Source organism: Massilia sp. GCM10023247 (assembly GCF_042653325.1).
Lineage (GTDB): Bacteria > Pseudomonadota > Gammaproteobacteria > Burkholderiales > Burkholderiaceae_D > Telluria.
The window spans coordinates 1-13,151 of record NZ_JBHSIB010000031.1 but is presented as its reverse complement, the minus strand read 5'-3'; the positions used below and the strand labels follow the sequence as shown (position 1 = coordinate 13,151).

Annotated in this window: 11 protein-coding genes; 8 read left to right on the top strand and 3 right to left on the bottom strand. The window is 64.7% G+C overall.

Annotated features, from left to right (window positions below):
- Nucleotides 1–100: 100 nt before the first annotated feature.
- The 3 genes from ACFPAH_RS22690 to lpxC all read left to right on the top strand — a co-directional run bounded on the left by ACFPAH_RS22690 (nt 101) and on the right by lpxC (nt 2,595).
- Nucleotides 101–607, top strand: a complete 507-nt coding sequence (locus ACFPAH_RS22690) for a peroxiredoxin (RefSeq protein WP_379749869.1) — start codon at nt 101–103, stop codon at nt 605–607.
- Between the two features lie 116 nt (nt 608–723).
- Nucleotides 724–1,566: a DMT family transporter gene (locus tag ACFPAH_RS22685; protein ID WP_379749997.1), complete on the top strand. Its 843-nt coding sequence runs from the start codon at nt 724–726 to the stop codon at nt 1,564–1,566.
- A 93-nt stretch (nt 1,567–1,659) separates the two neighbouring features.
- Nucleotides 1,660–2,595 (top strand): UDP-3-O-acyl-N-acetylglucosamine deacetylase, encoded by a 936-nt coding sequence (gene lpxC, locus ACFPAH_RS22680; RefSeq protein WP_379749867.1) that lies wholly within the window; start codon nt 1,660–1,662, stop codon nt 2,593–2,595.
- A 141-nt stretch (nt 2,596–2,736) separates the two neighbouring features.
- Here the strand turns inward: lpxC and ACFPAH_RS22675 are convergent, their stop codons facing one another.
- On the bottom strand, nt 2,737–3,201 hold the full coding sequence (locus ACFPAH_RS22675) for a DciA family protein (protein ID WP_379749865.1): 465 nt from the start codon (nt 3,199–3,201) through the stop codon (nt 2,737–2,739).
- Nucleotides 3,202–3,554: 353 nt separating this feature from the next.
- Between ACFPAH_RS22675 and secA the strand changes: the two genes are divergently transcribed.
- Complete coding sequence (secA, locus tag ACFPAH_RS22670) at nt 3,555–6,335, top strand: preprotein translocase subunit SecA (protein ID WP_379749863.1); 2,781 nt, start codon at nt 3,555–3,557, stop codon at nt 6,333–6,335.
- 275 nt (nt 6,336–6,610) lie between these two features.
- Here the strand turns inward: secA and ACFPAH_RS22665 are convergent, their stop codons facing one another.
- A complete protein-coding gene (locus ACFPAH_RS22665) occupies nt 6,611–7,633 on the bottom strand; it encodes a peptidoglycan-binding protein (RefSeq protein WP_379749861.1) in 1,023 nt (340 codons plus the stop codon).
- 13 nt (nt 7,634–7,646) lie between these two features.
- Nucleotides 7,647–8,393 (bottom strand): hypothetical protein, encoded by a 747-nt coding sequence (locus ACFPAH_RS22660; protein WP_379749859.1) that lies wholly within the window; start codon nt 8,391–8,393, stop codon nt 7,647–7,649.
- Nucleotides 8,394–8,703: 310 nt separating this feature from the next.
- On the opposite strand from ACFPAH_RS22660, the gene argJ reads away from it, so the two are divergent.
- The 4 genes from argJ (at nt 8,704) to ACFPAH_RS22640 (ending at nt 12,743) form a co-directional block, all read left to right on the top strand.
- Nucleotides 8,704–9,942: a bifunctional glutamate N-acetyltransferase/amino-acid acetyltransferase ArgJ gene (gene argJ, locus ACFPAH_RS22655; RefSeq protein ID WP_379749857.1), complete on the top strand. Its 1,239-nt coding sequence runs from the start codon at nt 8,704–8,706 to the stop codon at nt 9,940–9,942.
- A 4-nt stretch (nt 9,943–9,946) separates the two neighbouring features.
- Nucleotides 9,947–10,825 (top strand): ATP-binding protein, encoded by an 879-nt coding sequence (locus tag ACFPAH_RS22650; protein ID WP_379749855.1) that lies wholly within the window; start codon nt 9,947–9,949, stop codon nt 10,823–10,825.
- 174 nt (nt 10,826–10,999) lie between these two features.
- Complete coding sequence (locus tag ACFPAH_RS22645; RefSeq protein WP_379749853.1) at nt 11,000–11,410, top strand: NUDIX domain-containing protein; 411 nt, start codon at nt 11,000–11,002, stop codon at nt 11,408–11,410.
- Nucleotides 11,411–11,441: 31 nt separating this feature from the next.
- Complete coding sequence (locus ACFPAH_RS22640) at nt 11,442–12,743, top strand: D-amino acid dehydrogenase (protein WP_379749851.1); 1,302 nt, start codon at nt 11,442–11,444, stop codon at nt 12,741–12,743.
- The last annotated feature ends 408 nt before the right edge of the window (nt 12,744–13,151 follow it).

Genomic DNA, 13,151 nt, shown 5'->3' with positions numbered 1-13,151 from the left:
CAGAGCCGTCCACCCTACCGGAACGCCGGTCCTTCGTGCAAGCTTGTTGCGTCTCAGGCATACTTGCAGGATTCCCAACATAACCCTGAAGGAGTACTGCATGACCATCACCATTGGCGACCGCCTGCCGGAAGGCACCCTGGCCGAATTCATCGAGACCGAAACCGAAGGCTGCACGCTGGGCCCGAACGTGTTCCAGGTAGCCGACCTGGCAAAGGGCAAGAAGATCGCGATCTTCGGCCTGCCGGGCGCCTTTACGCCGACCTGCTCGGCCAAGCACGTGCCGGGTTACGTGCAGCATGCCGACGCGTTGAAGGCCAAGGGTGTCGACGAAATCTGGTGCATCTCGGTCAACGACGCCTTCGTCATGGGCGCCTGGGGCCGCGAGCAGAAGTCGACCGGCATCGTGCGCATGATGGCCGACGGTAACGCCGCCTTCACCAAGGCCCTCGGCCTGGACGCCGACTTCTCGAAGCACGGCATGGGCACCCGCTCGAAGCGCTACTCGATGCTGGTCGAAGACGGCGTCGTCAAGCAGCTGAACGTGGAGCAGGGCGGCGGCTTCGAAGTCTCGAACGCCGAAACGATGCTCGCGCAAGTGGGCTGAAACCGAGCTAGGTTCAGCCACCGTCATTCCAACGGCGCTGCGGCGCCGTTTTTCGTCTGTATGTAATGAGCAATTCCGTAAGAAAAATCAGCGGCAACCTGCGCAGCATCTACGCGATGCTGATCGCCGTCTTCATGTTCTCGCTGATGGACACGGCGATGAAGCTGCTGGCCGGGCATTATCCGGCGATGCAGGTCGCGGCCCTGCGTTCGCTGTCGTCTTTGCCGCTGGTCTGCGCCTGGGTCGCCTGGCGCGGCGGCTTCGCCACCATGCTGCGGGTGCGCTGGTCGCTGCAGGTGCTGCGCGCGGTGGTCGGCATTGCGATGCTGGCCCTGTTCGCGTATGGCCTGAAAAAACTCTCGCTGGCCGAAGCCTATTCGATCTTTTTCATTGCGCCGGCCCTGATCACGGCCCTGTCCGTGTTCGTATTGAAGGAAAAAGTGAACCTGGCGCGCTGGATCGCGATTGCCGTCGGCCTGGGCGGGGTGCTGGTCGTGCTGCGCCCGGAAGGCGGCGGCTTCCTGACCCTGGGCGGGCTGGCCATCCTCGGTTCGGCCGTGTGTTACGCGATCTCCGCGATCGGCGCGCGGGTGCTGGCGCGGACCGACAGCAGCGCCCAGATCATGTTCTGGCTGATGCTGATGATGGCGATTGGCGCCACCGCGCTGGCGCTGCCGTCCTGGGTGACGGTCGATCCGGCGCACGTCTGGCTGCTGCTGGGCCTGGCCGTGAGCGGCTTTTTCGGCCAGCTAGCCATCACCGAGGCGTTCAGCCACGGCGAGGCTTCGGTGGTCGCGCCCTTCGAATATTCGGCGCTGGCCTGGGGCGTGGCGATCGACTGGATGCTGTGGCAGACCCTGCCCGACGAATACACCCTGGTCGGCGCGGCGATCATCATCGGCAGCGGCATGTATCTGATCCGCCACGAAAAGACGCACGCAGAAGCCGAGCATCCGTAGGCCCATGCCACGGGCGCCCCGTGCGGCGGCTGGGTTGCCATGGTGCAAGGAGCGGGCTCGGCACCGTTTTTCCGTCGCATATATAATCGCCCCATGCTCAAACAACGAACCATCAAAGAACTGGTGCGCACGACCGGCGTCGGCCTGCACTCGGGCCGCAAGGTCGAACTCACGCTGCGTCCGGCCGCGCCGGACACGGGCATCGTGTTCCGCCGCGTCGACCTCGACCCGGTCGTCGAATTCCCGTCGAGCGCCGACGTCGTGGGCGACACCCGCATGGCCTCGGTCCTGATCAAGAACGACGCGCGCGTCTCCACCGTCGAACACCTGATGTCGGCCTGCGCAGGGCTCGGCATCGACAACCTGTACATCGAAGTCACGGCCGAAGAGATCCCGATCATGGACGGCTCGGCCTCGTCCTTCGTGTTCCTGCTGCAGCAGGCGGGCGTCGAGGACCAGCCGGCGCCGAAGAAATTTATTCGCGTGCTCAAGGAAGTCGAAGTGCGCCAAGGCACCGGCAACAACGAAAAGTGGGCGCGTTTGAAACCCCATGATGGTTTCAAGCTCGACTTCTTCATCGAATTCAACCACCCGGCGGTGGACGGCACGATGCAGAACGCCTCGGTCGATTTTGCCCACGTTTCGTACGTGCACGACGTGGCGCGCGCGCGCACCTTCGGCTTCATGCAGGACGTCGAAAGCCTGCGCGGCATGGGCCTGGCCAGGGGCGGCTCGCTCGAAAACGCGATCGTGATGGACGAATACCGCATCCTGAACGCGGACGGCCTGCGCTACGACGACGAGTTCGTGCGCCACAAGATTCTGGACGCGATCGGCGACCTGTACCTGGTCGGGCACCCGCTGCTGGCGGCCTACGAGGCGCACAAGTCGGGCCACGCGCTCAACAACGACCTGCTGCGCGCCTTGCTGGCGCGGCCGGATGCCTACGAGATCGTGTCCTTCGACGGGATCGAGGGCGCGCCGGCCTCGTATGTGCGGCAGATGCAGAACGAGTGGGCCCTGACCTGATCGCGTAGGGTGGGCGGCTTTGCCGCTCACGCGTTCAAATGACGCCTGAAATTCTTGCGCGGATGAACTTGCTCTGGTTGAACGCGTGGACGGCAAAGCCGTCCACCCTACGTCCCTTCGATCGAATGTGCGGTGTTATCCCTACCGCCGCTTGGCCGCGAGCCGCCTGATCGCCGCCACCAGCGCCGCATTCTGCGGCGTCTCCGGCAAGCGCTCTCCCAGCTCCTCGAAGGCGTCGACCGCGGTCGGCGGCAATTCGAGCACACGCGTCTCGACCCGTTCCGGCATCGCCCGCGTCACCTGCACCTTCAGCCGCGTCGAACTTACTTGCCAGCCGCGCGCGAGCAGGGTGCCTTGCAACTTCGGCAGCTGCTGCTTCAGGCGCGCCGCCACCGCCGAACTGGGCACGGCCAGCACCAATACCCCATCCTGGAAGGACAGCACGTCGCAGTTGCCCGCCACCGCAGGCAGCGCCAGGCCGACGTCGCGCTGCAGGTCGGCCATGCGCAGCGCGGTCGGCAGCAGGCTCGCCATGCGTTCGTTCGAACGCAGGAAGCTCGTTGCTTCGAACGAGGTCGGGCGGTTGCGGGTGCCGTAGATGTGCATCGGAGTCGGAACGGAAGGGTCAAGGGAAGGGGAAGCGCAAGTGCGCAACATACCACAAGCGGCCGGGCGGGGCGTCAATCCTGTCGTATCGATGCAATTTGATAACATTCTTTCGTGCACGACACTTGTTATCAGGCGTGTCACCCCCAAGTGTGGCCGCATCGCATGATAAAATCACTCGCTTTATGCTTCCGTCAGTCGTTAGGGGAGTTCGAAAAACCGTAGCGAGCGTGACCGCCCTGGCAGCCTGAATCGCCGGGCCAGCGCGGCAGGTTGATCGAGGTCTCCTTAGGTAGGTATCTTCTTGATATCATCCCTGGCTCTTTTTGCGGCGTCTTTTTAAGAAACTTAGCATGTCATTACTGACCCAGATTTTCGGTAGCCGCAACCAGCGGCTGCTCAAGCAATATCAAAAAACCGTGCGTCAGATCAACGCGCTCGAGCCGCAAATGGAGGCGCTGTCCGACGCCGACCTTCAGGCAAAGACTCCCGAATTCAAGGCGCGCCTGGCCAAGGGCGAAACGCTCGACGACATCCTGCCGGAAGCGTTTGCCGTCTGCCGCGAAGCTGCCAAGCGCGTCCTCAAGATGCGCCACTTCGACGTGCAGATGATCGGCGGCATGGTCCTGCACCAGGGCAAGATCGCCGAGATGGGCACGGGTGAAGGTAAGACCCTGATGGCAACCCTGCCGGTCTACCTGAATGCACTGGCCGGCAAGGGCGTGCACGTCATTACCGTCAACGATTACCTGGCGCAGCGCGACGCCGATTCGATGGGCCGCCTGTACGGCTGGCTGGGCCTGTCGACGGGCGTGAACCTGTCGCAGATGGACCACGACACCAAGCAGGCCGCTTACGGCTCGGACATCACCTACGGCACCAATAACGAGTTCGGCTTCGACTACCTGCGCGACAACATGGTCTACGAAGCGCGCGAGCGCGTGCAGCGCGGCCTGAACTTCGCCGTGGTCGACGAAGTCGACTCGATCCTGATCGACGAGGCGCGGACCCCGCTGATCATCTCCGGTCAGGCCGAGAACCATACCGATCTGTACCACCGCCTGAACGAACTGCCGCCGCTGCTGGTCCAGCAGATCGGCGAGGAAACCCCGGACGGCAAGGGCGTCATCGAAGTCCCGGGCGACTACCTGAAGGACGAAAAGGCGCACACGGTGCTGCTGACCGAAGCCGGTCACGAAAACGCCGAGGCCATCCTCACCAAGATGGGCCTGCTGCCGGAAGGCGCCTCGCTCTACGACGCCGCCAACATCACGCTGATCCACCACCTGTACGCGGCGCTGCGCGCCCACGTGCTGTACCACAAGGACCAGCACTACGTGGTGCAGAACGGCGAAGTCGTGATCGTCGACGAATTCACCGGCCGCCTGATGACGGGCCGCCGCTGGTCCGACGGCCTGCACCAGGCCGTGGAAGCCAAGGAAGGCGTGCGTATCCAGAACGAGAACCAGACCCTGGCCTCGATCACCTTCCAGAACTACTTCCGCATGTACACCAAGCTGTCCGGCATGACCGGTACCGCCGACACGGAAGCCTACGAATTCCAGGAAATCTACGGCCTCGAGACGGTGGTGATCCCGCCGAACAAGCCATCCCAGCGCAAGGACCGCCAGGACCAGGTCTACAAGTCGTCGCAGGAAAAGTACAACGCGATGCTGCTCGACATCCAGGATTGCTACGAGCGCGGCCAGCCGGTGCTGGTCGGCACCACCTCGATCGAGAACTCGGAACTGTTGTCCGGCATCCTGACCGGCGCCGGCCTGCCGCACAACGTCCTCAACGCCAAGCAGCACGCCCGCGAAGCGGAAATCATCGCCCAGGCAGGCCGCCCGAAGATGATCACGATCGCCACCAACATGGCCGGCCGCGGTACCGATATCGTCCTCGGCGGCAATGTCGAGAAGCAGATCCAGATCATCGAGGCCAACAACGAGCTGTCGGAAGCGGAAAAAGCGGCCCAGTCGCAGCAGCTGCGCGACGAATGGCAATCGCTGCACGACCACGTGGTCGCCGCCGGCGGCCTGCACATCGTCGGCACCGAGCGCCACGAATCGCGCCGCGTCGACAACCAGCTGCGCGGCCGTTCGGGCCGCCAGGGCGACCCGGGCTCCTCGCGCTTCTACCTGTGCCTGGATGACACGCTGCTGCGCATCTTCGCCGGCGACCGCGTGCGCGCGATCATGGAACGCCTCAAAATGCCGGAAGGCGAGCCGATCGAGGCGGGCATCGTCAGCCGTTCGATCGAGACCGCCCAGCGCAAGGTCGAAGCGCGCAACTTCGACATCCGGAAGCAGTTACTGGAGTATGACGACGTCGCCAACGACCAGCGCAAGGTGATCTACAGCCAGCGTAACGAACTGCTGGAAGCGGCCGACATCTCGGAACTGATCGCTTCGCTGCGCACCGGCGCCTTCACCGACGTGGTGCGCACCTATGTGCCGGCCGAGTCGGTCGAAGAGCAATGGGACGTGAAGGGACTGCAGACCACGCTCAGCGCCGAGTGGGCGCTGGATGTGCCGCTCGAGCAGATGCTGGTCGACGAGCCGAACCTGAACGACGACGACATCCTGGAGAAGGTGCTGGCCGCGGCCGAGGCCTCGTACGACGCCAAGATCGCCATCGTCGGCAAGGAATCCTTCGGCGGCTTCGAGCGCAACGTCATGCTGCAAAGCGTCGATACCCACTGGCGCGAGCACCTGGCCGCGCTGGACCACCTGCGCCAGGGCATCCACCTGCGCGGCTACGCCCAGAAGAACCCGAAGCAGGAATACAAGCGCGAAGCCTTCGAGCTGTTCGGCAGCATGCTGGACCAGATCAAGAACGAAGTAATCCGTACCATCATGACGGTACGCATCCAGTCGCGCGAAGAAGTCGAGGCGGCGGAAGCGGCGATGGCGGCGCAGGCCGCGCAGCTGGAAAACCTGAACTTCCAGCATTCCGAGTTCAACCCTTCGGCCGCACCCGAGGAACTGCTGGCGCCGGTCGCGACGCCATCCGCCACCCCGGTGGCCGCGGAAGACCACAGCACCTACCTCGGCATGAAGGTCGGCCGCAACGACCCTTGCCCTTGCGGCAGCGGCAAGAAGTTCAAGCAGTGCCACGGCAAGCTGGCGTAAGCCGGCCGCTGTAAAACAGAAAGGCGTCCCGCGGGACGCCTTTTTTATTCGATTCCGTAGGGTGGGTGGCTCCACCTGCGGCGGCGGCGAACCCGAACGTCAACGCCGCCCACGCGTCCAACCAGCGGAAGATGCGTCGCGGTGTTTCACCGTGTGCTTGAACGCGTGGGCGGCGTTGAAGCAGCGTGTGCGCGCACCTCCGGGTGGAGCCGTCCACCCTACCTTCCTCCGGCAAACATGCCAGCCGGCGCAAACCGGCGGACATGTTCCCGCGCTTACCAAGCCATCTTGTTCCAGGTATTGTCGCCCACGATCCCATCCACCCCCAGCCCTTTCGCCGACTGGAAGCTGCGCACCGCGCTATAGGTGCCGGAGCCGAAAATGCCGTCCACCACCAGGCCGTAGCCGCTTTCGTTGAGCTGGCTCTGCACGGCGCGCACCTTCGCGCCCGAGTCGCCCTGCTGGGTGACGATGGTCAGCGCCGGCCAGGTGGCGTTGCCGACGATGCCGTCGGCGCCCAGGCCGCGCGAGGACTGGAAATTCTTTACCGCGTTCTGGGTGGCGGTGTCGAAGCTGGCGTTGACGGTCAGCGAATAGCCCCATTGCTGCAGCAGGTACTGGATGGTGCGTACCCGTTCGCCCGTGTTGCCGTACTGGACCACGGGCCAGCTGAGCGCCGCATCGCTGCCGCCGCCGCCGCTGGTGCCGCCCGCGACCAGCGTCTTATAGCGCGGCCAGTCCCAGCCCGAGCCGGGATCGGTATGGCTCTGGCTGGCGTAGTTGACGTGGCCCTTGACGTTGTAGAGCGAGTCGGACGGTACCGCGTTCCAGCCGCTGCTGCCGTCGTACACCTTCTGCGACAATCCGCGCGAGGCGAGGATGTCGCGCGTCAGCGCGGCCGAGGCGTTGTACATGGCGCTGGTGTACCAGGTCGCCGGCGCGTTGACGTAGCCCTCGTGCTCGATGCCGATGGTGTAGCCGTTCGAATTGCCGACGTGCCAGGCCTTGTCGGCCTCGCGCACCATCTGCGTGACCTGGCCGTCCGAGGAGCGGATCACATAGTGGGCGCTGACGCCGGCGCTGCAGTTCTGGAACCACGAGATCGAGCCCGCGTACGAGCCTTGCGTGGTGTGGACCGTGACGTGGCTGACCGCCACCGTGCGCGACGAGTAGTTGCAGCTGGCGGCCGGGTTCCAGATCGCCGGCGGATAGTCGGTCGAGGCGGCCGCGGGGAGGGCCTGCAGGCCGAGGGCGGCCAGGGCCAGGCTGGCGAGCAGGCCTTTCGTATTCTTTTTCATGGATGGCTCTCCCTTATTTGTTCTTGGCAGGTGCGTCGACGAAGTCGGGCGCCGAGATCTTCGGATCGGGCACGCCCGTCTCGACCGTGATGCGGCGCGCGGACAGCTTCTTCAGCTTGTCCTTGCCGTAGACTTTTTCCATCTCCACATGGCGCTGGCCGATCTGGTAGCCGCTGTCCTCCCGGCCCTGGCGGATCGCGGTCAGGATTTCATAGGTATAGATCTGGGCAATTTCCGGTTGCGGGATGCCGGAATAGCGCGCTACCGCGCCTTCCCAGTCCTCCAGCGGGAAGGCCCGGGTCTTGCGCGCGCCGTACTGGGCGAGCAAGGCGGCGGCGGCGCGGATGTTGCTGCGCACGTCCGTGATGACGACAGCCGGCGACACCCGGATCAAGGCCGCACCTTGCGTCAGCGAGGTGCCGAAATACGTGTCGTTACGCAGGCCCATGATGCCGTAGCTTGGCGGCATGCCATGGTGCGGATCGGGCTCGATTTCGATCTGCGGCTCGCCGTTCTTCTTGAGCTGTCCTTTCGGCACATGCGAGATCCAGCGGGTTTCGGCGTAGGCAATCGATTCGAGCAGTTCGACCGGCACGTCGAACTCTTTCGAGGCCTCCAGGAAGTAGTGCTTGTAGAGCTTGGCGGACGCGGTCAGCTGGCGCGGCTGGCCGTCCGCGAACGCGGCGGGCGCGGCTGCGAGGCCTGCGCACAGCGCTGCACACAGCGCAGCGAGCAGCGGCGCCTTGGTGGTGAGTTTCATTTCCGTCTCCTGATGTTTTGCTTTATATAAGCCTGTGGAGGCCACAGGCGCGCACCCGGCAGCAGCTTGAACACCACCGCGCCAAGCCCGATCCAGTATAGGTACGTTTCCTGCGCGCACAATTGCAGTGGTGTATTTTTAACACTATCTGAACGGCAGTTGACAATTGGGTCACGATGGTGTCGGCAGGATCTTTATTGCGGCTGGGCCGGAGTGGAACTGCCTGCATCGGCAATGGGGCGCACGCCGCGCCGGTTCCCGTGCGTGCGCAGTACAATATCGGATTCGACAATCTTTCCTAGAGACCACCATGGCCGTGAATTCCCCCCTGCCCGTCGCCGCCGACCTGAAACCGGTCCCCGGCATCGAGATCGGTTTTGCCCAAGCCGGCATCAAGAAGCCCAACCGCAAGGATTTGCTGGTGATGCGTCTGGCCGATGGCGCCACCGTTGCCGGCGTCTTCACCCTGAACCGTTTCTGCGCGGCTCCCGTGCAGGTCAGCAAGGCCAACCTGGCGGCCGTGACCAAGGGCGCTGCCCCGATCCGCGCGCTGGTGGTCAATACCGGCAATGCCAACGCCGGCACCGGCGAAACCGGCCTGGCCAATGCCCAGGCCACCTGCGCCGAAGTGGCGCGCCTGCTCGGTTGCGAAGCGGGCCAGGTGCTGCCGTTCTCGACCGGCGTGATCCTCGAGCAGCTGCCAATCCAGAAGATCGTCGCCGGCCTGCCGGAAGCGGTCGCCAACCTGAAGCTTGATAACTGGTTCAACGCGGCCGAAGCGATCATGACCACCGACACCCAGCCGAAGGCGGCCTCGAAGACGGTGACGATCGGCGGCCACACGGTCACCATGACCGGCATCAGCAAGGGCGCGGGCATGATCAAGCCGAACATGGCGACCATGCTGGGCTACCTGGCTTTCGATGCGAAAGTGGCGCAGCCGGTGCTGGACGAACTGGTGAAGTATGCGGCCGACCGCTCCTTCAACAGCATCACCATCGACGGCGACACCTCGACCAACGACTCCTTCATGCTGGTCGCCACCGGCGCCGGCAGCCTGGAGATCAAGCAGGCCAGCGGCGCCGACTACGAGGCGCTGCGCGACGCGGTCACCGATATCTCGCGCAACCTGGCGCAGCAGATCATCCGCGACGGCGAAGGCGCCACCAAGTTCATCACCATCACGGTGGAAGAGGGCCGTTCGCTGGAAGAGTGCCGCAAGATCGCCTACGCGATCGCCCACTCGCCGCTGGTGAAAACCGCCTTCTTCGCGTCGGACCCGAACCTGGGCCGCATCCTGGCCGCCGTCGGCTATGCCGGCGTGGACGACCTCGACGTCACCAGGCTCGACCTGTACCTGGACGACGTGCTGGTCGCCAAGGCCGGCGGGCGCAACCCGGATTACCAAGAAGCGGACGGCCAGCGCGTCATGAAGCAGGCCGAAATCCTGGTGCGCGTCACCCTCGGCCGCGGCGACGCCAGCGCCACCGTCTGGACCTGCGACCTGTCGCACGACTACGTCAGCATCAACGCGGACTACCGCTCCTGAACCCGTGACGCCGCTCGAACAGTTCCTGCAGCGCGCCGAGGGCTTGCTGGCGCGGGTCGAGGCGGTGCTGCCGCCGGCCAGCCCGCGCGAGCCGGACTGGCAGCGCGCGACCGCCTTCCGCTGGCGCCGCCGGGCCGGCGCCGCGCACGGCACCGGCTACCTGCAGCCGGTGCTGCATGCGGCCACCATCGGCTTCGACGACCTGCAGCACGTCGAGGCGCAAAAGCGCGCAATCGAGCAGAACACGCGCCAGTTCGTGGCGCGCCGTCCGGCCAACAACGTGCTGCTGACGGGCGCGCGCGGCACCGGCAAGTCTTCCCTCATCAAGGCCTGCCTGAACGGTTTTGCGGACCAGGGCCTGCGCCTGATCGAAGTCGACAAGGCGGATCTCGCCGACCTGCCCGACATCGTCGACCTGGTCGCCGCCCGCCCGGAGCGCTTCGTCGTCTTTTGCGACGACCTCTCGTTCGAGGAAGGGGAGGCCGGCTACAAGGCGCTGAAGGTGGCGCTCGACGGCAGCATCGCCACGCCTTCCGACAACGTGCTGATCTATGCGACCTCGAACCGGCGCCACCTGATGCCCGAAAAAATGTCGGACAACGCAGGCTATGGCCACAGCGAGGACGGCGAGCTGCACCCGGGCGAAGCGGTCGAAGAAAAGATTTCGCTGTCGGAGCGTTTCGGGCTGTGGCTGTCGTTCTACCCGTTCCGCCAGGACGATTACCTCGGCATCGTGGCGCACTGGCTGGCCAGCTTCGGCTGCACCCCGCAGCAGATCGAGGCCGCGCGTGGGCAAGCCCTGCAATGGGCGCTGGGGCGCGGCTCGCGTTCCGGCCGCGTCGCCTGGCAATTCGCCAAGGATTACGCCGGCAAGCTCGCCTGATCGCGCGGTACGGTGTGTGCGTATCGAAACGATATTTCGACATCGCGGTCGTGCCATATTACCCATGCATTGGGGTTATTCCCTCCATTCAATTTCGCACCTGCCGGCGCAACAGCAGCCATGCCTTGCAGATCAGGCTGGCGTACAATATCGGATTTTCCGGACAAGTCAGCCATGCAGGAAGCGAAGGCCCGGCCGATCGATGTAGCGGTCGGCATCTTGATGCGCCCGAACGGCGACGTGCTGCTCGGCCAGCGCCCGGCGGGCAAGCCGTATGCGGGCTACTGGGAATTCCCCGGCGGTAAAGTCGAGCGCGGCGAAGACATCTTCGTCGCCCTGCAGCGCGAATTCGTCGAGGAACTGGGCGTGCACATCGTCAGCGCCGAGCAATGGTGCTGCGTCGAGCACGTCTACGAGCACGCCCATGTGCGGCTCCATTTTTATATCAGCCGCGACTGGCGCGGCGAACCGCAAAGCCTGGAGGGCCAGGCCTTTGCGTGGCAAGGAACAGTCGGCGTTACCCCGCTGCTGCCCGCCACCATCCCCTTGCTCGAGTGGCTCGACCAGCTGCGCTTTGCAAGGTAAAAGCAGTCAATCAATCTGTTGAAGGATCCCTGTGAAAATCATCGTCTTGGGTAGTGGTGTCATCGGCACCACCACGGCTTACTACCTGGCCCGGGCCGGGCACGACGTCACCGTCATCGACCGCCAGGCGGCCGCCGGCATGGAAACCAGCTATGGCAACGCGGGCGAGATCTCGCCCGGCTATGCATCGCCCTGGGCCGGTCCCGGCGTGCCGGCGAAAGCCGTCAAGTGGCTGATGATGCAGCACAGCCCGCTGGTGGTGCGTCCGAAACTCGACCCCAACCAATGGCGCTGGATGCTGCAGATGCTGGCCAACTGCAACCACAAGAGCTACGCGATCAACAAGGGCCGCATGGTGCGCCTGGCCGAGTACAGCCGCGACGTGCTGGTCCAGCTGCGTGCCGACACCGGCATCAGCTACGACGAGCGCAGCCAGGGCACCCTGCAGCTGTTCCGCACCCAGAAGCAGCTCGACGGCGCCGCGACCGACATCGCCGTGCTGGAGCAGTACGGCGTGCCGTACAAGGTGCTCGATCCGGCCGGCTGCGAAGCCTACGAACCGGCGCTGGCCAAGGTCCGCGGCAAGTTCGTCGGCGGCCTGCTGCTGCCGAACGACGAAACCGGCGACTGCTTCAAGTTCACCCAGCGCCTGGCCGAGATGGCCAAGGAACTGGGCGTGAAATTCCGTCATGGCGTCGAGATCCGGCGCCTGGCCGTCGAAGGCGACAAGGTCACCGGCGTGGTCACCTCGCAGGGCGAGCTGAAGGCCGATTCCTTCGTGCTGGCGCTGGGCAGCTACTCGCCCTTCATCCTGAAACAGATCGGCATCAAGATTCCCGTCTACCCGGTCAAGGGCTATTCGATCACGGTGCCGATCACGGACGCCTCCGGCGCGCCGGAATCGACCGTCATGGACGAGACCTTCAAGGTGGCGATCACGCGCCTGGGCGAGCGCATCCGCGTCGGCGGCACCGCCGAACTGGCGGGCTACGACCTGAGCCTGCACCAGGCGCGCCGCGACACCCTGGAACACTCGGTCACCGACCTGTTCCCGCAGGGCGGCGACGTCTCGAAGGCGGAATTCTGGTGCGGCCTGCGCCCGATGACGCCGGACGGCACCCCGGTGGTCGGCCCGACCCCGTTCCGCAACCTGTTCCTGAACACCGGCCACGGCACGCTGGGCTGGACCATGGCCTGCGGCTCGGGCCGCGTGCTGGCCGACATGGTCTCGGGCCGCCAGCCGGAGATCGGCCTGGAAGGCTTGTTCATGGACCGCTACGGTCCCGTCAACAAGCCGGTGCTGGTGCCGGGCGGGATCAGCGTCACGGCATGATGTGATTGCCCGGCGCATGCGTCGTCGGGATGTATGCAGCAGGACGTAGGGTGGGCGGCTATACCCTTCAGCAAGCGCTTACGCAGCGTGAATGCCGCCCACGCGTTCAGGCGCTTGTGGAAACCTCGCGACAGCTCATCCGGCGGTTGAACGCGTGGGCGGCGCAGGCGTTGCCTCTGTTCCCGTCGCCGGTTATAGCCGCCCACCCTACAGGTCAGATCATCGATTGCGGCGAGTGCACGCGCTTGGCGCGCATGTCAGTGCGGCGCTCGCTTGGCGATTCGGCATCTTGCCAAGCCGTGTTGACTATTACACGCCGTACCGCGTGCCCACGAGTGTGTTCAGCACAGGGACATAGGTAACACCTGGCTAGGGACATAGGTAACACATGTGGTTTCATTCTAGCCG

What these genes read in the sequence shown, in the direction of transcription:
- ACFPAH_RS22690 (WP_379749869.1), top strand. Translation starts at nt 101, where the DNA reads ATGACCATCACCATTGGCGACCGCCTGCCGGAAGGCACCCTGGCCGAA.
- ACFPAH_RS22685 (WP_379749997.1), top strand. Translation starts at nt 724, where the DNA reads ATGCTGATCGCCGTCTTCATGTTCTCGCTGATGGACACGGCGATGAAG.
- lpxC (WP_379749867.1), top strand. Translation starts at nt 1,660, where the DNA reads ATGCTCAAACAACGAACCATCAAAGAACTGGTGCGCACGACCGGCGTC.
- ACFPAH_RS22675 (WP_379749865.1), bottom strand. Translation starts at nt 3,201, where the DNA reads ATGCACATCTACGGCACCCGCAACCGCCCGACCTCGTTCGAAGCAACG.
- secA (WP_379749863.1), top strand. Translation starts at nt 3,555, where the DNA reads ATGTCATTACTGACCCAGATTTTCGGTAGCCGCAACCAGCGGCTGCTC.
- ACFPAH_RS22665 (WP_379749861.1), bottom strand. Translation starts at nt 7,633, where the DNA reads ATGAAAAAGAATACGAAAGGCCTGCTCGCCAGCCTGGCCCTGGCCGCC.
- ACFPAH_RS22660 (WP_379749859.1), bottom strand. Translation starts at nt 8,393, where the DNA reads ATGAAACTCACCACCAAGGCGCCGCTGCTCGCTGCGCTGTGTGCAGCG.
- argJ (WP_379749857.1), top strand. Translation starts at nt 8,704, where the DNA reads ATGGCCGTGAATTCCCCCCTGCCCGTCGCCGCCGACCTGAAACCGGTC.
- ACFPAH_RS22645 (WP_379749853.1), top strand. Translation starts at nt 11,000, where the DNA reads ATGCAGGAAGCGAAGGCCCGGCCGATCGATGTAGCGGTCGGCATCTTG.